The sequence below is a fragment of the Streptomyces durmitorensis genome (assembly GCF_023498005.1).
GTDB classification, from domain to species: Bacteria; Actinomycetota; Actinomycetes; order Streptomycetales; family Streptomycetaceae; genus Streptomyces; species Streptomyces durmitorensis.
Genome location: NZ_CP097289.1, coordinates 8,366,823 through 8,388,457 on the forward strand (window position 1 = coordinate 8,366,823; position 21,635 = coordinate 8,388,457).

General features: G+C 70.1%; 14 protein-coding genes and 1 pseudogene. 4 read left to right on the top strand and 11 right to left on the bottom strand.

The window, feature by feature from the left end; genetic code table 11:
* Positions 1–268 precede the first annotated feature (268 nt).
* From M4V62_RS37470 to M4V62_RS37480, 3 genes are read left to right on the top strand one after another with little or no spacing between them, the layout of a single operon-like run.
* Positions 269–3,148: a glycoside hydrolase family 3 protein gene (locus tag M4V62_RS37470; RefSeq protein ID WP_425575159.1), complete on the top strand. Its 2,880-nt coding sequence runs from the start codon at positions 269–271 to the stop codon at positions 3,146–3,148.
* Positions 3,145–5,451 (top strand): alpha-xylosidase, encoded by a 2,307-nt coding sequence (gene yicI / locus M4V62_RS37475; RefSeq protein ID WP_249591634.1) that lies wholly within the window; start codon positions 3,145–3,147, stop codon positions 5,449–5,451. Before M4V62_RS37470 ends, yicI begins: the two co-directional genes overlap by 4 nt.
* Positions 5,448–6,278 (top strand): pectate lyase, encoded by an 831-nt coding sequence (locus M4V62_RS37480; RefSeq protein ID WP_249591635.1) that lies wholly within the window; start codon positions 5,448–5,450, stop codon positions 6,276–6,278. Before yicI ends, M4V62_RS37480 begins: the two co-directional genes overlap by 4 nt.
* 77 nt (positions 6,279–6,355) lie before the next feature.
* Here M4V62_RS37480 and M4V62_RS37485 read toward each other — a convergent pair.
* The 8 genes and pseudogenes from M4V62_RS37485 to M4V62_RS37520 form a co-directional block, all read right to left on the bottom strand.
* Positions 6,356–7,345 (bottom strand): annotated as a pseudogene (locus tag M4V62_RS37485) (glycoside hydrolase family 43 protein); the annotation flags it as partial.
* A gap of 39 nt (positions 7,346–7,384) precedes the next feature.
* A complete protein-coding gene (locus M4V62_RS37490) occupies positions 7,385–8,533 on the bottom strand; it encodes an aldose epimerase family protein (RefSeq protein WP_249591636.1) in 1,149 nt (382 codons plus the stop codon).
* 34 nt (positions 8,534–8,567) lie between these two features.
* Positions 8,568–9,797 carry a multiple monosaccharide ABC transporter permease gene (mmsB, locus tag M4V62_RS37495; protein WP_249591637.1) on the bottom strand — a complete coding sequence of 410 codons (1,230 nt, stop codon included), beginning with the start codon at positions 9,795–9,797 and terminating at the stop codon, positions 8,568–8,570.
* Between the two features lie 10 nt (positions 9,798–9,807).
* The gene (mmsA, locus tag M4V62_RS37500; RefSeq protein ID WP_283779173.1) at positions 9,808–11,346 is read right to left on the bottom strand and encodes a multiple monosaccharide ABC transporter ATP-binding protein; all 1,539 of its coding nucleotides are present in this window, start codon (positions 11,344–11,346) and stop codon (positions 9,808–9,810) included.
* A 17-nt stretch (positions 11,347–11,363) separates the two neighbouring features.
* Positions 11,364–12,485 carry a multiple monosaccharide ABC transporter substrate-binding protein gene (gene chvE, locus M4V62_RS37505; protein ID WP_249591639.1) on the bottom strand — a complete coding sequence of 374 codons (1,122 nt, stop codon included), beginning with the start codon at positions 12,483–12,485 and terminating at the stop codon, positions 11,364–11,366.
* Between the two features lie 3 nt (positions 12,486–12,488).
* Positions 12,489–13,457, bottom strand: coding sequence for a hypothetical protein (locus tag M4V62_RS37510; RefSeq protein ID WP_249591640.1), 969 nt, complete (start codon positions 13,455–13,457; stop codon positions 12,489–12,491).
* Between the two features lie 97 nt (positions 13,458–13,554).
* Positions 13,555–14,574 (bottom strand): zinc-dependent alcohol dehydrogenase, encoded by a 1,020-nt coding sequence (locus M4V62_RS37515; protein WP_249593173.1) that lies wholly within the window; start codon positions 14,572–14,574, stop codon positions 13,555–13,557.
* A 5-nt stretch (positions 14,575–14,579) separates the two neighbouring features.
* Positions 14,580–15,740: a mandelate racemase/muconate lactonizing enzyme family protein gene (locus M4V62_RS37520; RefSeq protein ID WP_249591641.1), complete on the bottom strand. Its 1,161-nt coding sequence runs from the start codon at positions 15,738–15,740 to the stop codon at positions 14,580–14,582.
* Positions 15,741–15,972: 232 nt separating this feature from the next.
* Between M4V62_RS37520 and M4V62_RS37525 the strand changes: the two genes are divergently transcribed.
* Positions 15,973–16,743, top strand: a complete 771-nt coding sequence (locus tag M4V62_RS37525) for an IclR family transcriptional regulator (protein WP_249591642.1) — start codon at positions 15,973–15,975, stop codon at positions 16,741–16,743.
* A 36-nt stretch (positions 16,744–16,779) separates the two neighbouring features.
* On the opposite strand, the gene M4V62_RS37530 is transcribed toward M4V62_RS37525, so the two are convergent.
* The 3 genes from M4V62_RS37530 to M4V62_RS37540 all read right to left on the bottom strand — a co-directional run bounded on the left by M4V62_RS37530 (position 16,780) and on the right by M4V62_RS37540 (position 21,635).
* Positions 16,780–17,298 carry a methylated-DNA--[protein]-cysteine S-methyltransferase gene (locus M4V62_RS37530; protein WP_249591643.1) on the bottom strand — a complete coding sequence of 173 codons (519 nt, stop codon included), beginning with the start codon at positions 17,296–17,298 and terminating at the stop codon, positions 16,780–16,782.
* 99 nt (positions 17,299–17,397) lie between these two features.
* Complete coding sequence (locus M4V62_RS37535; protein WP_249591644.1) at positions 17,398–19,704, bottom strand: glycoside hydrolase family 3 N-terminal domain-containing protein; 2,307 nt, start codon at positions 19,702–19,704, stop codon at positions 17,398–17,400.
* Complete coding sequence (locus tag M4V62_RS37540) at positions 19,701–21,635, bottom strand: glycoside hydrolase 5 family protein (RefSeq protein ID WP_249591645.1); 1,935 nt, start codon at positions 21,633–21,635, stop codon at positions 19,701–19,703. The genes M4V62_RS37535 and M4V62_RS37540 overlap by 4 nt, the downstream gene beginning before the upstream one ends.

Genomic DNA, 21,635 nt, shown 5'->3' on the forward strand with positions numbered 1-21,635 from the left:
TCACCGCCGGTCGGCTTTCGAAGCGCTTCGATGTTGCTGCGAGGTTAAGTGAAGGCTTGGGCCGTAACAAGACTCGGTTCTGAATTCCTCCCAGGCGCGGGAGAGTTCCCAGAACACGCCAACTGGCCCGAGATCGTGGGTGTCTCGCGTTCCTCTCCTTGACATGAGCCCTGGACGGCACGGAGCATCGAAGCGCTTCGAAGAATGAGCACAAGAACGTGAACGAGTCAGCTCCTCCGTGCCCACCGCTCGCCAAGGGGATCCGCACGTGACCGCAAGCCCGCCGCCGCTCCGCGCCCCGGAACAGCTGCCCTTCCATGACCCCGAACTGCCCCTGGACCAGCGCGTGGACGACCTGTTGTCCCGGCTGACCACCGGCGAACGCATCGCGCTCCTGCACCAGTTCACGCCGGCCGTCGAACGGCTCGGCGTCGCCGCGTTCCGCACCGGACAAGAAGCCCTGCACGGCGTCGCCTGGATGGGCCCCGCCACCGTCTTCCCGCAGGCGGTCGGTCTCGGCGCCACCTGGAACGACGACCTCGTCCGCAGCATCGGCGAGGCCGTCGCCACCGAGGCGCGCGCCATGCGGGCGCGCGACGACCGCGTCGGCCTCAACCTCTGGGCACCGACGATGAACCTGCTCCGCCACCCGCTGTGGGGCAGGAACGAGGAGGGCTACTCGGAGGACCCCCGGCTCACCTCCGCCATCGCCGTCGCCTACACCCGTGGCCTGCGCGGCGACCACCCGGACCACTGGCGCACGGCCCCCGTGCTCAAGCACTGGCTGGCCCACAACAACGAGACGGACAGGGACACGTCCTCCGCCTCCGTGCGCCCGCGCGTCCTGCACGAGTACGACCTGCGGGCCTTCCGCGCGGCCGTCGAGGCCGGGGCCGTCGCCGGGGTCATGCCCGCGTACAACCTCGTCAACGGACGCCCCAACCACGTCTCGCCCCACCTGCGCGAGCACCTGCGCACCTGGACGGACCAGGACCTGCTCGTCTGCTCCGACGCGGGAGCGCCCAGCAATCTCGTCGACTCCGAGAAGTACTTCGACACCCACGAGGAGGCCACCGCGGCGTCGCTCCTCGCGGGCGTCGACAGCTTCACCGACCACGGCACCGACGCGAGCATCATCACGGGCCGCATCCAACGCGCGCTTGAGCCGGGCCTGTTGACCGAGGCCGACATCGACACGGCGGCACGCCGTCACCTGTCCGTCCGCTTCCGGCTCGGCGAGTTCGACCCCGGCCAGGGCCCGTACGCGGACCCGGCATCGCACGCCTTCGACACATCCGGACACCAGGCGCTCGCCCAGGAGGCAGCCGAGCAGGCCGTCGTCCTGCTGAAGAACGACGGCCTGCTCCCGCTGCCCGAAGGCACCCGCATCGCGGTCGTCGGCCTGCTCGCCGACGCGTGCAAGACCGACTGGTACAGCGGCACCCTGATCCGCCGCAGCACACCCCTGGACGGACTGCGCGAACGGTTCGGTGCCGACAGCATCACCTTCACCGAAGGCGTGGACCGGGTGCGCCTGAAGTGCGCGGCCGGATGGCTCCGGGTGCCGGACTCCGACCAGACCGTGCCGCCCCAGGGGCCGGAGATCGCCCTGGACCCGGCCCTGCTCACCGGCCGCACCGACCTGGCCCCCCTGACCTGCGGCCCCGAGCCGACCGAGTTCGCCCTCGTCGACTGGGGATGCGGCACATGGACGCTGCGCGCCCCCGACGGCCGCTACCTCTCGGTCGCCGACGACGGCTTCGTGCGCGCGTCCGCTGACCAGCCCGGCGGCTGGGTCGTACAGGAGACGTTCGCGCTGGTCGGCCACGGGGACGGGTACCTCATCGAGCACACAGGGACGGGTGGGTACGTCTCTGTCGCCGCCGACGGCGTGAAGGTTGCCGACGAGCCGCAGGTCTTCACCCTCGAATTCCTGGAGCGCGGCGACGAGGCCGTGGCGCGTGCCGCTGCGCAGGCCGACGCCGTGATCGTCGTCGCCGGGAACGACCCCCACATCAACGGCCGCGAGACCGAGGACCGCACGACACTCGACCTGCCACCCCACCAGGACCGGCTCTGGCGCGCCGCCCGAGCGGCCAACCCCCGCACCGCGCTCGCCCTGGTCTCCGCCTATCCGTACGCGGTCGCCGACGCCCACGCCCAGCTGCCCGCGCTGCTGTGGACCGCGCACGGCGGACAGGCCGCGGGCACCGCGCTCGCCCGGGTCGTCGCGGGCGACGTCTCCCCGGCAGGACGCCTCCCGCAGACCTGGTACGCCGCCGACACCGACCTGCCCGACCTGCTCGACTACGACGTCATCGGCTCCCGGCAGACCTACCTCTACTTCGACGGCACCCCGCTCTACCCCTTCGGGCACGGCCTCGGCTACTCCTCCTTCGCGTACGAGGACCTGGTGACCGCGCGCGAAGGGGACCTGATCCGGGTCGCGTTCACCGTCACCAACACCGGCCCCCGCGCCGCGGACGAGGTGGCCCAGCTCTACACCCGGGCACCCCGGGACCCCGCGGCGGCCCTCGCCCTGCCGCACCGGCAACTCATGGCGCACCGCCGCATCCACCTCGCGCCCGGGGCCGCGCGCCGCCTGGAGTTCCAACTGCCGCTCTCCGAGCTGGCGTTCTGGGACGTGCGCCACGACCGGTGGGCCGTGGCGCCCGGTGCGTACGAGATGCTTGCCGGAGCCTCCAGCGCCGACATCCGCATCGCCGCGACCGTCGACGTCGACGCCGCCCCGATCGCCGCCAGGCCGGTGCGGGAGGCAGGACTCGCGGCGGCGGGCTACGACGAACAGGACGCCACCGAGATCGTCGACCGCACCAGGACGGCCGGCGATGCCGTGCGCGCGGTGGACGGCGGCACGGGTGAACTGCTCTTCCGGGACTGCGACTTCGGAGACGGCGTGTGCGCGGTCTCGGTCGAGGCTTCGGGGGAGGGAGCCGTCGACCTCATCTCGGGCAGCACCGCCACCACCGTCACCGTCCCGGCGACCGGCGGCGCGTACGACTACCGCCTGCGCACCTCCGGCTTCACCGCCGCCGGAGTGCGCGATCTGCGCGTGCGGCTGCGCGGCCCCCTGCGGCTCGCACGGCTCGCCTTCACCGCCACCGCACAGCCGAGGGAGACCGCATGAAGTTCACCGACGGCTTCTGGCTGATGCGTGACGGGGTGCGCGCCTCGTACGCGACCGATGTGCGCGACGTGCGGGAGGGCGAGGGGCGGTTCACGGCGTACGCCGCCGTCCACCGGGTCCGTGAACGCGGCGACACCCTCAACACCCCGCTCGTCACCGTCGAATGCTTCTCGCCCGCCGACGGCGTGATCGGCGTCCGGGCGACCCACCACGCCGGAAAGGCCGCGCACGGACCGGACTTCCGCCTGTACGAGACCGAGGGCGCGGGAATCCTCAAGCGTGAGGGCACCGTCATCGAGCTCGCCAGCGGCCCGCTCACCGTGCGCCTGGACACCAGCAAGCCCTGGGGCCTCCAATTCCTCGACGCCGACGACAAGCTGCTGACAGCGGTCGAGCGCAGAGGCACCGGCTTCGCCACCGCGCCCGACGGAAGCCACCACATGATCGGCCAACTCGCCCTGGGAGTGGGCGAGTACATCTACGGCCTCGGCGAGCGCTTCACCCCGTACGTCAAGAACGGCCAGAACGTCGACATCTGGCAGGCCGACGGCGGCACCAGCAGCGAGCAGGCCTACAAGAACATCCCCTTCCACCTCTCCTCGCGCGGCTACGGCGTCTTCGTCAACCACCCCGGCAAGGTCTCCTACGAGATCGGCTCCGAATCCGTCGGCCAGGTCCAGTTCAGCGTCGAGGACCAGTCGATCGAGTACTACGTCATCGCGGGACCCACGCCCAAGGACGTCCTGCGCCGCTACACCGCGCTGACCGGCCGCCCCGCGCTGCCCCCCGCCTGGTCGTTCGGCCTGTGGCTGACGACCTCCTTCTGCACGCCCTACGACGAGGAGACCGTCACCGCCTTCGTCGACGGCATGGCCGAGCGCGACATCCCGCTCGGCGTCTTCCACTTCGACTGCTTCTGGATGCGCGAGTACCAGTGGACCGACTTCCGCTGGGACCCCGAGGTCTTCCCCGACCCGGAGGGCATGCTGCGCAGGCTCCGCGAGCGCGGCCTGAAGGTCAGCGTGTGGATCAACCCGTACATCGCGCAGAAGTCCGCACTCTTCGCCGGGGCCGCCGCCGAGGGGTATCTCGTCCGGCGGCCGAACGGCGACATCTGGCAGTGGGACCTCTGGCAGCCGGGCATGGCGCTCGTGGACTTCACGAACCCGGCCGCCCGCGAGTGGTACGCGGGCCTGCTGCGCAACCTGCTCGACCAGGGAGTCGACTGCTTCAAGACCGACTTCGGCGAACGCGTCCCCACCGACGTCCTGTGGCACGACGGCTCGGACCCCGAGCGCATGCACAACTACTACGCGCAGCTCTACAACAGCACGGTCTTCGAACTCCTGGAGAAGGAACGCGGCCCCGGACAGGCGGTCGTCTTCGCCCGGTCGGCGACGGCGGGCGGCCAGCAGTTCCCGGTGCACTGGGGCGGCGACTGCTTCGCCTCGCTCGGTGCCATGGCCGAGTCGCTGCGCGGCGGCCTCTCCCTGTCGCTCTCCGGCTTCGGCTTCTGGAGCCACGACATCGGCGGCTTCGAAGGCACCCCGGACCCCGCGGTCTTCAAACGCTGGCTCGCCTTCGGCCTGCTCTCCTCGCACAGCCGCCTGCACGGCAACGTCTCCTACCGGGTGCCGTGGGCGTTCGGCGACGAAGCGGTCGACGTGGCACGGAAGTTCACGCGGCTCAAGCACCGCCTCATGCCGTACCTGTACGGCGTGGCCGTCGAGGCCCACCGCACGGGCGTCCCCGTCATGCGCCCCATGTTCCTGGAGTTCCCCGACGACCCCGCCTGCCGCACCCTGGACCGGCAGTACATGCTCGGCCCCGACCTCCTGGTCGCCCCCGTCCTCACCGCGGAGGGGGACGTCGAGTTCTACGTGCCCGAAGGCACCTGGACCCACCTGCTGACCGGGGAGAGCGTCACAGGCCCCGCATGGCGGCACGAGACCCACGGCTTCGACAGCCTGCCCCTGTACGTCCGGCCCGGCGCGCTGCTCCCGCTGGGCGCCGACGACCAGCGCGCCGACGGCGACTGGCTCCAGGACCTCACCCTCCTGGTCGCCCCGGACACGGAGGACGGCACCGAGATCACCGTGCCCGACCTGGAGGGCAGGCCCGCGGCCGTCTTCCGAGCGGAACGGGACGGCGCTGGGGTCCGCGTCACGGCCGAGGGGAGCGCACGCGCCTTCACGGTGCGCACGGTGGCGGATTGGGCGGACCCGGGCGGCAACCCTTCGCCGGGCGGCGGCGACAAGGACATGCAAGCCGTCCACCACCGAAGGAATGATCCGGGAACATGACCCCACGAGCGACCAAGCGCGTCCGTCACCGCCGAGGTCTCACCAAGCGCCGTGCCGTCGTCGGCGGCATCGCCGCGCTCGGCATGACCGGCGCCGCCCTCGTCACCAGCACCATGATGTCGAGCGCGGGAGCGGCGACCGCGTGGCCCGAGGCCAAGGGCCAGAAGCCGACGTCCAAGACCATCGAGGTCTCCGGCACCTACGACGGTGGCCTCAAGCGCCACTACGGCACCGGCGACCTGGGCGGCGACGGCCAGGACGAGGGCCAGGACCCGCTCTTCAAGCTGAAGGACGGCGCGGTCCTGAAGAACGTCATCCTCGGCTCCCCGGCCGCGGACGGCGTGCACTGCTCGGGCAGCTGCACCCTCCAGAACGTGTGGTGGGAGGACGTCGGCGAGGACGCGGCCACGTTCAAGGGCACATCGGCGAACTCGACGTACACCGTCTACGGCGGTGGCGCGAAGAAGGCCGACGACAAGGTCTTCCAGTTCAACGGCGCGGGCAAGCTGGTCGTGACCAAGTTCCAGGTCTCCGACTTCGGCAAGCTGGTGCGGGCCTGCGGCAACTGCTCCAAGCAGTACCAGCGCAACATCATCGTGAACGACGTCGACATCACCGCCCCCGGCAAGTCGATCGTCGGCATCAACACCAACTACGGCGACACGGCCGCGCTGCGCAACATCCGCATCCACGGCGACGGCAACAAGAAGATCGCCACCTGCGACCGCTTCACCGGCAACAACACCGGTGCCGAGCCGCCCAAGACGGGCACGGGCCCCGACGGCAAGTACTGCAAGTTCACCGCTTCGGACATCAGCTACAAGTAGCGGAAACGGCGATGCGGCACGGCCACCCTCGGCCGTGCCGCATCGCTGTGTCAGGTGCTGCCCGGTGCTCAGGTGCCGAGCAGCCGGTCGTACTCCGCCTGGGTCACCGGCAGGACCGTGCCGTGCCGGGCACCCGCCGGCAGGGCGGCGTCCTTCGTCTCGGTCCAGGTGCCCGAGGCGAGGTCCGTCGTCTCGAAGAGGACATAGCCGCGCCCGCCGAACTCGTCGATGAGCATGTACCACTTGTCCCCGGAGTTGGACTTGAACACCGCGGGCCCCTCGCCCCGGTCGATCACGCCCTTCCCGATGCAGTCGGCCACGAAGTCGTACGACGTGTCCGTCAGGCTCCTCGACCTCTCCGAGGTGATGAACTTCGAGCAGGGGGTGCCCGACGCAGGGTCCCGCTCGTCCTTGGTGTAGCGGTAGTAGTTCCCGCCGTCCTTGACCACCGTGGAGTCGATCACCGAATAGCCCGGGTCGTTCCAGACCTTGGCCTTGCTGAAGGTACGGAAGTCCTTCGTGGTCGCGTACAGCATCTTGTTGTACGTCGATCCGGTGTGGTCCGGATCGTCGGCGCCGTAGATCTTGGACGCCCAGAAGACGACGTACGTCTTGAGCCTTTCGTCGTAATACGCCTCCGGGGCCCAGGTGTTGCCCGCCGTGTCCGGGGCGACCTTCACCAGGCGCTGGTCGGTCCAGTGGGTCAGGTCCGTGGACTCCCACACCATGATCGACTTGCTGCCGGTGCGCTGGACCTGGTCCCAGCTGCCACCGCTGCCGCCGTACATCCGCAGGTCGGTGGCGATCTGATAGAACTTGTCGCCCTTCGGCGAGCGGATGATGAACGGGTCGCGCAGCCCCTTGGTGCCGAGCTGCGAGGTCAGCACGGGCTTGCCGCCGTTCAACTCCCGGTAACGCGTGGGGTCGTTGCCGTCGCTGAGCGCCATGCGGATCTGCTCGCCGTCCGCGGTGCCCTCACCGGTGAAGTAGCTGAAGAGGTAGCCCGCGTACTTCTGCTTGGCATGGGTGGGTTCTGCGTGCGCGGGAGTTGCGAGCAGACCGACCATCAGGGCAAGGAGCGGGATCAGAATTCTGGTGCGCACGGCTCAGCGCGCCGAGAAGCTGTGGACCGTGCTGGACCGGTAGGTCTGCCCGGGCCGCAGCACCGTCGAGGGGAACTTCGGCTGGTTGGGGGAGTCCGGGAAGTGCTGGGTCTCCAGGCACAGACCGTCGCCCTGCCGGTAGGTGCGCCCCGAAGGCCCGGTGAGGGTGCCGTCGAGGAAGTTCCCGGAGTAGAACTGCACGCCCGGCTCGGTCGTGGCGATCTTCATGGAGCGTCCCGACTCCGGGTCGCGCAGCGTCGCGAAGGGCTCGGGGCGCTGTGTGATGCCCTTGTCCAGGACCCAGTTGTGGTCGAAGCCCTTGGCGGTCACCAGTTGCGGGTGGGAGACACGGATGTCTTCGCCCACCGTCTTCGCCCGCCGGAAGTCGAAGGGCGTGCCCGCCACCTTCGCCAGCTCACCGGTCGGGATGAGACCGGCGTCCGTCGGAGTGAACCGGGCGGCGGCCAGGGCCAGTTCGTGGTCCAGGATGTCGCCGCTGCCCTCGCCCGCGAAGTTGTAGTACGTGTGGTTCGTCAGATTCACCACGGTCGCCTTGTCCGTGGTCGCCGCGTAGTCGATGCGCCAGTCGCCGCGCGCGGTGAGCGTGTACGTCACCTTCACGCGCAGCGTCCCGGGGTAGCCCATCTCGCCGTCGACGCTCACATACCGCAGGACGAGGCCCACGCCGGTGGAGTCGGCGAACGGCTCCACGTCCCACACCCGCGTGTTGAAGCCCTTGGCCCCGCCGTGCAGGCTGTTGTCGCCGTCGTTCACGGAGAGCTGGTGGGTCTTGCCGTCCAGGGTGAAGCGGCCCTTGGCGATGCGGTTGCCGTAGCGGCCGATCAGCGCGCCGAAGAAGGTGGTTCCGGCGACGTACGCCTCGATGGTGTCGTAGCCCAGGGAGACGTTGGTGTACCGGCCGTGCCGGTCCGGGAGTTCGAGGGACTGCACGATGCCGCCGTACGAGAGCACCTTCATGCGGGTGCCGCCGTTGGCGAGGGACCAGCGGTACACCTTGGTCCCGTCGGCCAGCTTCCCGAAGAGCTCCTTGGTGGGCGTGCGGCCCGCCGAGGCGTGCGAGGTGCCCGCGACGGCGGCGGTGAGGCCGGCGGCGGCGGCCGAGGCCAGGACGGTGCGTCTGCTCGTTTCCATGTGCGACTCCAGACAGCGAAGTTGGGGGTGAGGACTAGCGGCCGACTTTCCGCTTGTTCCAGACGTCGAAGCCGACCGCGGCAAGCAGCACCAGGCCCTTGATGACCTGCTGGTAGTCGGTGCCGATGTTGACCAGGGACATGCCGTTGTTGAGGACGCCGAGCACCAGGCCGCCGATCACGGCGCCCATCACCGTGCCGACGCCGCCGCTCATCGACGCGCCGCCGATGAACGCGGCCGCGATCGCCTCCAGTTCGAAGTTCAGTCCCGCCTGCGGGGTGCCCGCGTTCAGGCGCGCCGCGTACACACAGCCCGCGAGCGCGGCGAGCACGCCCATGTTGACGAAGATCAGGAAGGTGACGCGCTTGTCCTTGACGCCGGACAGCTTCGCCGCGGCCTTGTTGCCGCCGAGCGCGTACACGTGGCGGCCGACGACCGCGTTGCGCATCACATAGCCGAGGGTGATCAGCAGGCCGCACATGATGAGCAGTACGACGGGAACGCCGTGGAAGCTGGCGAGGGTCAGCGTGAAGGCGACGACGGCGGCGGTGATCGCGACCAGCTTGGCCACCCACAGGCTCGTCGGCGTCACGTCGAGGTCGTAGGCCAACTGCTGCTTGCGGCTGCGCCACTCACGGAAGAGCAGGAACGCGACCGTCACCGTGCCGAGCAGCAGCGTCGGGTTGTGGTATTGCGTGTACGGGCCCATCTCGGGGATGAACCCCTTGGCGATGTTCTGGAAGCCCTCGGGGAACGGAGACAGCGACTGGCCCTCGAGGACGATCTGCGTGAGACCGCGGAAGAGCAGCATGCCGGCCAGGGTCACGATGAACGACGGGATGCCGACGTACGCGATGAAGAAGCCCTGCCACGCACCGGCGACCGCGCCGATGAGGAGCGACAGGACGAGCGCGAGTACCCAGGGCATGTCGTGCTTGACCATCATCACCGCCGACATGGCGCCCACGAAGGCGACAAGGGAGCCGACGGACAGGTCGATGTGCCCGGCGATGATGACGATCATCATGCCGATGGCCAGGATGAGGATGTAGCCGTTCTGCTGGATCAGGTTGGAGACGTTGTTCGGCAGGAGCAGTGTGCCGTCGGTCCAGATCTGGAACAGGATGACGATGAAGGCCAGGGCGACGAGCATGCCGTACTGGCGCATGTTGGAGCGCACGCTCCGCAGCAGCAGTGCCCCGGCCGATTCCTTGGCGGGCGGCGTGGACGAGGTGTCACGTGGCGGCGTGGTCGTGGTGGTCATGGCGGATGCCTCAGCTTCTGTTCTTGGTCATGTGGCGCATCAGGAGTTCCTGGGTGGCGTCCGCGCGGTCGACCTCACCGGTCAGCCGGCCCTCGGCCATCGTGTAGATCCGGTCGCACATCCCGAGCAGCTCGGGCAGTTCGGAGGAGATGAAGAGCACCGCCTTGCCCGAGGCCGCCAGCTTGTCGATGACGGTGTAGATCTCGTACTTGGCGCCGATGTCGATGCCACGCGTCGGCTCGTCGAGGATGAGGACCTCGGGGTCGGCGTGGATCCACTTGCTCAGGACGACCTTCTGCTGATTGCCGCCGGAGAGCCGCCCCACCTGCTCGAAGACGGTGGGGGTCTTGATGTTCATCGACTTGCGGTAGCGCTCGGCGACGGAGCGTTCGTGGTGCTCGTCGACGAAGCCGTCCCCCCGCCGCATGCCCGGCAGCGAGGGCAGGGAGATGTTGCGGTTGATGTTGTCGATGAGGTTGAGGCCGTACTGCTTGCGGTCCTCGGTCACGTACGCGATCCCGGCGTCGACCGCGGCGGGCACGTTCTTCGTCACGACGTCGCGCCCGCCGACGGCCACCGTTCCGGCCACGTACGAGCCGTAGGAACGCCCGAAGACGGACATCGCCAGCTCCGTGCGGCCCGCGCCCATCAGGCCCGCGATGCCGACGATCTCACCGCGCCGCACGGTCAGCGACACGTCGTCGACGACCTTGCGCTGGTGGTCGATCGGATGCCGCACCGTCCAGCCCGCCACGGACAGCGCGAGAGATCCCGCGTCGTCGCCTTCGTAGGGCGTGCGGTCGGGGAAGCGGTGGTCGAGGTCGCGTCCGACCATGCCGCGGATGATGCGGTCCTCCGACAACTGCGGGTCGGCCGAAGGAGTCTCACGGACCGTCAGCGTCTCGATGGTCTGCCCGTCGCGCAGGATCGTCACCGAGTCGGCGATGGCCCGGATCTCGTTCAGCTTGTGCGAGATGATGATGCAGGCGATGCCCTGATCGCGCAGCTCCAGGATGAGGTCGAGCAGCTTGGCGCTGTCATCGTCGTTGAGCGCGGCCGTCGGCTCGTCCAGGATAAGCAGCTTCACCTCCTTCGACAGGGCCTTGGCGATCTCCACCAGTTGCTGCTTGCCCACGCCGATGTCGGCCACCGGAGTCTGCGGCTTCTCGCTCAGACCGACCCGCTTGAGCAGCGCACTCGCCCTGCGCAGCGTGTCGTTCCAGTCGATGAAGCCCCGGGTGCTCTGTTCGTTGCCCAGGAAGATGTTCTCGGCGATGGACAGATACGGGACGAGTGCCAGCTCCTGATGGATGATCACGATGCCGTGCTTCTCGCTGGCGCGGATGTCCTTGAAGGCCATCTGACGGCCCTCGAAGTGGATCTCGCCGTCGTAACTGCCGTGCTCGTGGACGCCGCTGAGCACCTTCATCAGCGTCGACTTGCCCGCGCCGTTCTCGCCGCAGATCGCGTGGATCTCCCCGGCGCCCACGGTCAGATTCACGTCGGAGAGCGCCTTGACGCCGGGGAACGTCTTGGTGATGCCGCGCATCTCCAGTACGGGCCCGCTCACTGGAGCTGCCCAGCCTTGAAGTAACCCTCGTCGACCAGGAGTTGGGTGTTGGACTTGTCGATGCTGACCGGGTCGAGGAGGAAGGACGGCACGGTCTTCTTGCCGTTGTTGTAGTCCTTGGTGTTGTTGACCTTCGGCTTCTTGTCGTTCAGGACCGCGTCGCCCATGGACACCGTCTGCGCGGCCAGCTTGCGGGTGTCCTTGAACACCGTCTGCGTCTGCTCGCCGCGGATGATGGACTTCACCGACGCGAGCTCGGCGTCCTGCCCGGTGATCACCGGCAGCGGCTGGCTCTTGGAGCCGTACCCCGCGCTCTTCAGGGCGGAGATGATGCCGATCGAGATCCCGTCGTAGGGCGAGAGGACCGCGTCGACCTTCTGGGAGCCGTAGTTCTTGCTGATCAGGTCGTCCATGCGCTTCTGCGCGGTGCCGCCGTCCCAGCGCAGCGTGGTGGCCTGGTTCATCCTCGTCTGCTTGCTGCGCACGGTGAGCTGGCCGCTCTTGAAGTACGGCTCAAGCACCTTCATGGCGCCGTTCCAGAAGTACTTGGTGTTGTTGTCGTCCGGCGAGCCCGCGAACAGCTCGATGTTGTGCGCGTCGCCGCCCTTCTCCGGCTCGCCCAGCTTCAGCTTCTTCACGATGTACTGGGCTTCGAGTCGGCCGACGCGCTCGTTGTCGAACGACGCGTAGTAGTCGACGTACGGCGTGCCGAGGATGAGGCGGTCGTACGAGATCACGGGGATGCCCGCGTCGTGCGCGCGCTGCAGGACCTCGGTGAGCGCGGAGCCGTCGATGGCGGCGACCACCAGGAGACTGCGCCCCTTGGTGATCATGTTCTCCAGCTGGGCGATCTGGTTCTCGACCTTGTCGTCGCCGTACTGCAGATCGGTCTTGTACCCGGCCTTCTGGAACTGCTTGGCCATGTTGTTGCCGTCGGCTATCCACCGCTCGGAGGCCTTGGTGGGCATCGCGAGACCGATGGTGCTGCCCTTGCCCTCCTCCGGCTGGTAGCGGCTGCCGCCCTTGGCCTCCTGGCCGCAGGCGGTCAGGGAGCCGAGCAGGACAGCGGTGGCCACGGCGGCCGTGAGCCGTACTTTTCTCGATGTGCGGGTGGTCATGGGTCAGTCCCCTTCCGGGACGGGGAAGCGCTGGAGCTCGCCGGGCAGGCGCGAGCCGAGCGGCGACATCCCGCCGTCCGCTCCGTGCCGGGCGAGCAGGTCGAGGGCGAGACGACCGCGGCGGACCCGCTCACGGGCGGTGGCCAGGGTGTGGTCGCGCAGGTGGGCACCGTAGGGGTAGATGCCGGGGGACTTACTCAGGCCGAACTTGAGGTAGAGCGGGGCGCCGCGCCGGATCAGCTCGGCCGCCTCGTACATCCGGACGTAGCCGCCGAGGTCGTCGGGCGCCTCGACGTACAGGTCCATCGGGGCGCGGCTCGCCCGGCGGATCTCCGTGAGGTGGTCCAGGGTGAGGTCGGAGGGGATGTTGAGGGAGTCGGCGCCGAGCCGTTCGTAGACCGCGTACGAGGCCGGGTTGACCGGGCCGATCAGGGCCGACACCTTGAACGTGGTGTCGGCGGGCAGCACACCGGCCACCCGCAGCCGGTGCAGTGTCCACAGCACACCCTCGTCGGCGACGAGCAGGCAGCGCACCCCCAGCTCGGTGGCGCGCACGGCGTCCTCGACGCATCCGGCGAGCGCGTCGTGGCCGCGCGAGCGAAGGCCGCCGCCGCCGGAGTCGGTGCGGGTCGCGGCGCCGATGTCCCAGGTGCCGCGCGGCCCGGTGAACAGGCAGAGCTCGATGTCCCGTTCGGCACAGGCATCCACCATCTCGGTGATCTCGTCGTCGGAGAGCATCCAGATTCCGCTGCCCTGGCTGATCCGGTGGATCGGTACGTCGAGCCGCGAGCTCTCCTTGAGGACGACGGCCAGCGCTTCGGGGCCCTCCACGGAGGGGATCTCGGTGCGCCAGGTGCCACCGTCGGGGAACGCGTGCGGGGACGCGTCGGCCGGGTCGATGGCGGGTACGGGGTGCCCGATGCGGGCGAGGGCGTCGACGCCGGGACGGCGGGGTGCTGACGGGCTGGTCACGGGACTCCCATACGCAGTGAATTCTGCTGTGTTCGATATTTCGTACGTTGGTCGGTTCAAGGAGCGCATACCGATACGGCCACGACTCCCCGGTGGGTCAGGGGCGCAGGAGCACCTTCCCGGTCTTCGGGTCACCGCCGCCGACCAGCGCGACGGCCTCGCCGAACCGCTCAAGCGGGAACTCGTGCGTGATGAGCGGGGCCGGGCCGAGCAGACCGAGCCCGAACGCCCGCACCGCGTCCGACCAGGCGGAGGACGGAGCACCGAAGACACTGCGCACCTCCAGCTGGCTCAGCGAGAGATGCACCGGATCGATGCCGACGGCGCCGGGCGTGAACATGCCGGTAAGCACCACCCGGCCGCCCCTGCGCGCGAGCAGGCACGAGGAGGCGGCCGTGGTCGGCGCGCCCGCGGTCTCCACGACCAGGTCGAAACGACCGTGGTACGCCTCCGATTCGGCGGGCGTCAGACTCTCGCTCGCCCCGAAGTCCAGTGCCTGCCTGCCACGTTCGGCCCGCGGGTCGATCACCACGAGCTCGCCGGGCGACGAGGCGGCGAGGAGCTGCACCGCGAGCATCCCGAGGGTGCCCGCGCCGACCACCGCGATCCGCTCGCCGGGCCTCGGCCGCCCTGTCCGCACCGCGCCGGCGATCACCGCGGCGGGTTCGAGCAGGGCGGCGGCCGCCAGGTCCGCGTCCGGATGCAGGAGGTGCAACAGGCGGGCGGGTACGGCCACATGGTCGGCGAAGGCACCGGGCTCGGTGAACCCGGTCTCCGCGTACCCGCCGCCGCACAGGCTCGTCTCCCCGCACCGGCACCGCTCGCAGGTGCCGCAGGCCCGGAACCCCTCGGCGACCGTCTTCTGTCCGACGAGCGCCGGGTCGACGCCCTCGCCGACCGCCTCGACGGTGCCGGACCACTCGTGCCCGGGGATCACGGGATAGCGCACATAGGCGGCGTCCCGGTGACCGTCGTAGACCTCGCGGTCGCTCATGCAGATCCCGGCGGCGGCCACCCTGACCAGGACCTCACCGGGTCCGGGCTCGGGCGGCGCACCGACCGTGAGCCGGTGCGAGCCCGGCCGGTCGACGACGATCGCGCGTGAGTCGCCGCTCACTTCGCTCACTTCCCGGCCGTCTTGGGGGCGCGCTTCTCCCAGCCCTCGGCCCACAGGTCGAACCGCGCCTGCTGCTGCGGGAACTCGGCCGCCGCGTCCGTGTCGAGCTCGACGCCGAGGCCCGGCTCGTGCGACACCTCGAAGTAGCCGTCGACCACCTGGGGCGCGCCCTTGACCACCTTCTTGATCTCCGCGTCCGCGAAGTCGTTGAAGTGCTCAAGGATCTTGAAATTGGGGGTGCAGGCGGCGAGTTGGAGCGAGGCCGCGGTGAGCACGGAGCCGCCGACGTTGTGCGGCGCGATCAGCGTGTAGTGCGTCTCCGCCGTCGCGGCCAGCTTGCGGGTCTCCAGGATGCCGCCGATGTGGCCGAGGTCCGGCTGGATGATGTCGGCGGCCTGGGACTCGAAGAGCTCGCGGAACTCGATCCGGTCATGGATGCGCTCGCCGGTGGCGATCGGCATGTCCACCTTGGCGGCGACCTTCTCCAGCGCCTTGAGGTTCTCCGGCGGCACCGGCTCCTCCAGCCAGGCCGGCCGGAACGGCGCCATGTCCTTCGCCAGACGCACGGCCGTGGACGGGCTGAACCGCCCGTGCATCTCCAGCATCAGCTCGGCGTCCGGGCCGATCGCGTCCCGCACCGCCTCGATCAGCGAGACCGCGTAGGACGTGCCCGCCTGGTCGAGCTCGAAGTGCCCGGTCCCGAACGGGTCGATCTTCAGGGCGCGGTAGCCCCGCTCGACCACGGCCCGAGCGGCCTTGTGGTACGCCTCCGGGGTGCGCTCGGTGGTGTACCAGCCGTTGGCGTACGCCTTGACCTTGTCGGTCACCTTCCCGCCGAGCAGCTGCCAGACCGGCACGCCCAGGGCCTTGCCCTTGATGTCCCAGCAGGCCATCTCCACGCAGGCGATGCCCGACATGACGATCTCGCCTGCCCGGCCGTAGTCGCCGTACTTCATCTTCCGCACGAGGTCCTCGACCGCGAACGGGTCGGACCCCACGATGTGGTTGGCCGCCGCCTCCTGGAGGTAGCCGAGCAGCGCGTCGGTGCGGCCGAGCATGCGGGTCTCGCCGACTCCGGTGAGGCCTTCGTCGGTATGGACCTGGACGTAGGTGAGATTGCGCCACGGCGTCCCCACCACGTGCGTGCTGATTCCCGTAATACGCAAGGCAGTTGCCCCTTGGTTGTTCGGTATTTCGTCACACGTTCGAAATGTTGGCGTGACCGTATTCACGCAGGCGGCAGGGTGTCAATGGGTCGCGCGAAACGGTCTTGGACCCACGGGTGCCCCTCAGGCCGTTGCGCGCCGAACCTCGCTGTGTCTAGCCTGTGTTCGTCATATCGATCGTTGACCGAAGTTTCGGACGAGACTTTCGGACGCACGGGGTGGGAGGCCGACCATGGGACGACTCGTTCCCGCGGTGACCAGGGCGCTGGACATACTGGAGCTGTTCCTGGAGGGCGACGGGACACTGTCCGCCCCCGAGGTCACCCGCAGACTCCAACTGCCGCGCACCACCGTGCACGAACTGCTCACCACCCTCGCCGCCCGTTCGTACCTTGTCCAGATCCCGGACCAGACGGGCCGCTACCGCCTCGGTGTCCGCGCCTACCAGCTCGGCAGCCGGTACGCGGAACAGCTCGACCTGGCCGCCGAGGGCCAGCAGGTGGCCCGCGAGGTCGCGGAGACCTGCGACGAGACCGTCCACGTGGCGGTCCTTGAGGACACGGACGTCATCTACATCGCCAAGGTGGACTCCACGCACGCGGTGCGCATGGTCTCCGCCGCGGGCCGCAAACTGCCCGCGCACTGCACGTCGGTGGGCAAGATGCTGCTCGCCTCGCTGCCCCCGGCCGAGCTGGAGACACGCCTCGCGGGACGGGACCTTGTGGCGATGACCCAGAACAGCATCACGGAGCCGGACGCACTGCTGGCAGCGCTCGCCGAGGTCCGCGAGCGCGGGGTCGCGGCCGAACACCGCGAGTCCAACCCGGACGTGAGCTGCGTGGCGGCACCGGTCCGCGACAGCGCGGGCCACGTCGTCGCGGCGCTGTCCATCTCCGTGCCGATGATCCGCTGGAGCGAGCAGCGCGAGGACGAACTGGCCGAGCTGGCGGCCAAGGGCGCGGGCGACCTCTCGGAGCGCCTGGGCCACCGGGGCGGACGCTAGATCTTCGACTCGGGGCCGGTCTTCTTCGACTCCGGGTTAGTTCTTCGACTCCAGGTCCAGGAGCAGCTGCTTGGCCTCCAGGCCGCCCGCGTACCCGGTCAGCGAGCCGTCGGCGCCGAGGACCCGGTGACAGGGGCGGACGACGAGCAGCGGGTTGCGCCCGATCGCCGTGCCCAGGGCGCGGACCGCGGCGCGCGAGATGCCGAGCTGTTCGGCGAGCTTCCCGTACGAGGTGGTCGTGCCGTACGGGAGCGTGTCGAGGGCGTGCCAGACCCGCTCCTGGAAGTCGGTGCCGACGCCGCTCACGTACTCGATGTCGAAGTGCCGACGCGTCCCCTCGAAGTACGAGCGCAACTGCCCGGCGATCACGGCGAAGGCCTCGTCGTCACGCACCCACCCGTCCCGCACGACGGCGCCGCCCTTCTGCCCGGGCAGGGACAGCGAGGCCAGCGCGGTGCCGCCGTTCGCGGTGGCCGACTCCTCGCCCACCAGCAGCAGCTCGCCCAGCGGGCTGTCGACGGTCGTGTAGACGGCCTTGGCCATGACCTTGGTCATCAGTTGCTCCCTAGTGTCCCGAGCTCCCTGGTGTCCCGGTGACGCCCACAAGTCTGCGGTCTTCGCGGGCGCGCGGCTGGCGGGATTCGGACGTGGCGCTCACCCGGGGGCCGCGGCGGGCGTCAGGGTCAGCCGGGCGCAGCGGGTGCGATCCGACGAGGGGCCCGTCTCCAGGAGGACCTCGCCCGGCTCCACGGCGTACTCCAGAGCGCGGTCCAGCGAGGCCAGCGTATCCGCATCGACGACGAAGACGACCTCGGCCAGCTCTCCGGGGTCCAGGTCGATGCGGGCAAAACCGCGCAGCTCACGGACGCGCGGCCAGGAGCTAGAGCCCGCGACCCGGCGCACATAGAGCTGCACGGTCTCCCGCACCGCCCGCGCACCCGTGTTCGTCACGGCAACCGTGCAGGTGAGCGCCGGATCGCCGACCGGAGCCTGGGTGCGGGAGAGCCGGGGCTCCCCGTACTCGACGGTCGTGTACGAGAGACCGTGACCGAAGGCGTACAGCGCGGTGGCGGGCTGGTCCACGTAGCCCCGGTAGCCGTGATCCTTGGCGTTGTAGAACACCGGGAGCTGGGCCGCCGAGCGCGGCACGGAGACGGGAAGCCGCCCCACGGGCTCCGCGCGCCCGAAGAGCACGTCGGCGACCGCCCGCCCTCCCCACGGCCCCGGATACCAGGCGCAGAGCACGGCACGGGCCCGCCCGGAAAGCTCCGGCACGGCATGCGGCCGCCCCTGGACGAGGACCACGACGACGGGCGTACCGGTGGCGGCCACGGCATCGAGCAGCGCCAACTGCCCGTCCGGAAGCTCCAGTTCGGCGAGGTCGACCCCCTCGCCGCACGTCATGCCCGCCGGGGCGCCGGAAGCCACGACAGCGGCCCCATTGCTGTCGAAGCGGGTGTCGGCCTCCCGCGCGCTCGACCCGCCGAGCACGAGGACGGCGGTATCGGCACCGGCGGCAAGCGCCACCGCCTCCGCCACCCCGCCCCGGTCGCCGCCGACCAGATCGCAGCCCCGCGCGTACGCCACCTCGGTGCCCGGCGGCGCCACCGCCCTGATGCCGTCGAGGACGGTGAGCCCGGTGCCGGGGCGCTGCGGCGCGGTGTAGTCGCCGAGCTGCTGGGGGAGCGCGTCGGCGTTGGGGCCGATGACGGCGATGCGGGAGGGCTCCGCCAGGGGGAGCGTCGGCCCGTCATGACTCAGCAGGACGACGGACTCGCGGGCCAGGCGTTCACTCAACTCTGGCTGTTGGGAAGTCTGTTGGGCAGCCTCGTCGACGTAGGGCCGCTCGAAGAGGCCCAGGCGGAACTTCAGCGTCAGGACGCGGGCGACCGCCGTGTCCAGGGCGTCCTCGGAGACCAGGCCACGCTCCACCGCCTCGGCGAGCCGCGGGAAGCAGCCGTCCCACAGGCTCAGGTCCGTGCCCGCGTCCAGGGCGAGCGCGCCCGCCGCCACCGGGTCACCGGCGAGGCGCACGAGCCGGTCGAGGGCGCACCCGTCGGCCATGACCAGACCGGTGAACCCCCAGCGCCCGCGCAGCAGGCCGGTGAGCAGGTCACGGCTGGCCGCGCACGGCAGGCCGTCGTACTCGTTGTACGCGGCCATGACACCCGCAGCCCCGGCGCGGACCCCGGCCCGCGCCGCCACCAGGTGGATCTCGTGGAGCTCGCGCGGGCCGAGCTCCGTGGCCGCGCTGTTGCGGCCACCCACCGTCGCGCCCTGCCCGGCGAAGTGCTTGAGCACGACCGCCGCCCGGTCGGGGGCGTAGGCGGCACCGTCACCCTGCATGCCCCGCACCAGCGCCCGCGTGAAGCGCGCCGCCAGGTACGGGTCCTCGCCGAAGCACTCCTCCGCGCGTCCCCAGCGCGGATCCCGGACCAGATCGAGCGCCGACACGAGGGCGACATGGCCGCCCCGGGCGCGCAGTTCGGCCGCCGCGCCCGCCGCGGCGGCCTCGTACAGATCCGGGTCCCAGGTCGCGCCCACCGCGAGATTCACCGGAAGCACCGTGCCGTCCAGGGCCTGGTGGCCGTGCGGGACCTCCTCGACAAGGAGAACCGGGATGCCGAGCCGGGTGCTCGACATGACATGCCGCTGCACCGAGTCGGCGACCCGGGCCGCGTCCGCGGCCGTGATGCCGTCCGCGAACGTCACCCCCGACCACGGGTCGGCACGCTGCAGTCCGTACAGCGCGCCCATCCCGTCGAACGCGGCGACCTCGGCGCGGAAGGCGTCCGTCAGGCGGTGGCCTTCGGGCGTCCGCTCATGGGCATCCCAGCCGTACATCCGCTGGTTGACCTGGCCCACCTTCTCGGTGAGCGTCATCCGGGAGAGCAGGTCGCGCACCCGGTCGGCGACCGGGGCGCCCGCATCCCGGTACAGGGGCGCGCTCGCCGCGCTCATCGCTGCTGAAGGACGTGCACGCCGAACGGGGCGAGCCGCGCCTCCTCCACCGCCTCACCCGTCACCAGGTCGTGCAGCGAACCGTCCACCGCCGGGCGCACCGTCAGCTCCTCGTCCGACTGGCTGACCAGCCATACGAACCGCCGCCCGTCCTCGTGGACGAGGACGTCTGCCGAGACGTAGTGGCTGTCCACGGTCACCGTCCGCTCCACACCGGCCAGTTGGGCCAACGCCGCGTACAGCCGGTGCGTCTGCTCCGGGTTGACGCGGGCCGTGCCTGCGGCCATGTGCTCCAGCGGGTAGGTGGCGAGGACCGTACGGCCGCGCCCCGTCTCGTGGACCAGGAGCGCGGGGCGCCCGTGCGCGTCCTTCGCCACGACCCGCGCCCCCGTCGGGACGACCGGCAGATAGGCGCGGCTGTCCTCGTTGCCCGCGACAGGGAAGCGCAGGGTCTCGCCCGCCGGGATGCCGCCGAACTCCTCGGTGAAGGTCATCTCCAGGACGTCGTCCTCGATGGGTTCGGCCACCCCGTAGGTGAGCTGGAGCTCGACGCCGAAGAGCCCGTCCAGATCGTCGAACCACGGGCCGCGCGTGCCGGGGTGCTCGCCGGAGCAGAACGACAGGTACACGGTGGCGCCCTCGCGGGCCCGCCGCTCCAGCTCGCGCCGCGTGCGGGTGGTCAACTGCCGGGTGGACGGCAGGAGATACAGGGAAGCGTCCCCGGGCATCCCGTCCGCCTCCCGCGTGAGGCCCACCGGGAGATCGGCCCCGCGCGCGGCGACGTAACCCTGGTGGAGGGACGTGAAGATCAGGGGCCGGTCGGCGGGTCGGCTGTAGGGGTAGCCGCGCTCCAGGAACGCGGGCACGACGAGGGCCGCGTCCGCGTCCGAACGGCGGCAGTGCGCGAAGTCCACCTGCTCCAACACCTGGGAGAACGCGGCGAGTTCGACGAGCGGTGCCTTCGGTTCTCCCTTGCTGTCGGTGATGCCGAAGTGCATCTCGAAGGGGTGGTGGTCGTAGGGCGACTGGTCCCACAGGTCGTCGTAGTCGGTGTTGTTCCAGGCCATCCAGCCGGTCGCGCCGCCGAGGAGGGAGTTGTGGAGCGTCTGGCGGTAGTAGATGCCCGCGTTCTCCGCGGAAACGGTGTCCGTCGAGAGCCCGAACTCCTCCAGGATCACCGGCTGTCCGGTGACCGCCGCCAGCTCGCACTCGAACGCGGCGCGGTAGTGCTGGCGTACGCGGTCGGTGTCGGAGCGGTACACGTGCGGGCCCACGAAATCGACGTACTCGGCCGTGTCCCGCAGCGAGAAGCCGTTGTCGCGGCCCGTCACCTCGATGCCCCACGCGCCGTCACCGAGCGACACCGGCTGCGTGCCGCCCGCCGCGCGCACCGCGTCGCACATGAACTGCGCCCAGGCGGTGACGACATCGCTGGAGGGCGGGTCCACTTGGTAGATGCGGCCGTAGCCCGGCATCTCGTTGGTGATGAGCCAGCCGGTGACCCCCGCGTGGTCCTTGAAGCGGCGCGTCATCTGCGAGACGAACCACGCCTGGCGGCCGACCAGCCACACGTCCTCGTAGAGGTCGCGGTCCCCGCGCCACGCCGGGTCCCAGTTCTCGCCGGACATGTGCCCGACGATGAAGGTCGGCACCGTGCCCATCCCCAACTCGGTGTGCGCGTCGAGGAAGTCACGGAAGCGCTCGCACAACTCCTCGTCGATGCGGTGCGGTTCGGGGTGGAAGTCCGGCCAGTAGAAGAAGGAGCGGGTCATCGTCAGGCCGTGCTCGCGCAGCACGGCCAGTTCCTCGCGGACCGTCTTCGGGTCGTAGTTCCGCCACATCAGCGGACCGCCGGTGCGGGACCAGAAGTTGGCACCTATCCAGGGCAGGACGGCGGAGTCATGGGTGAGCTGGGCGCTGTGGCGTCGCAT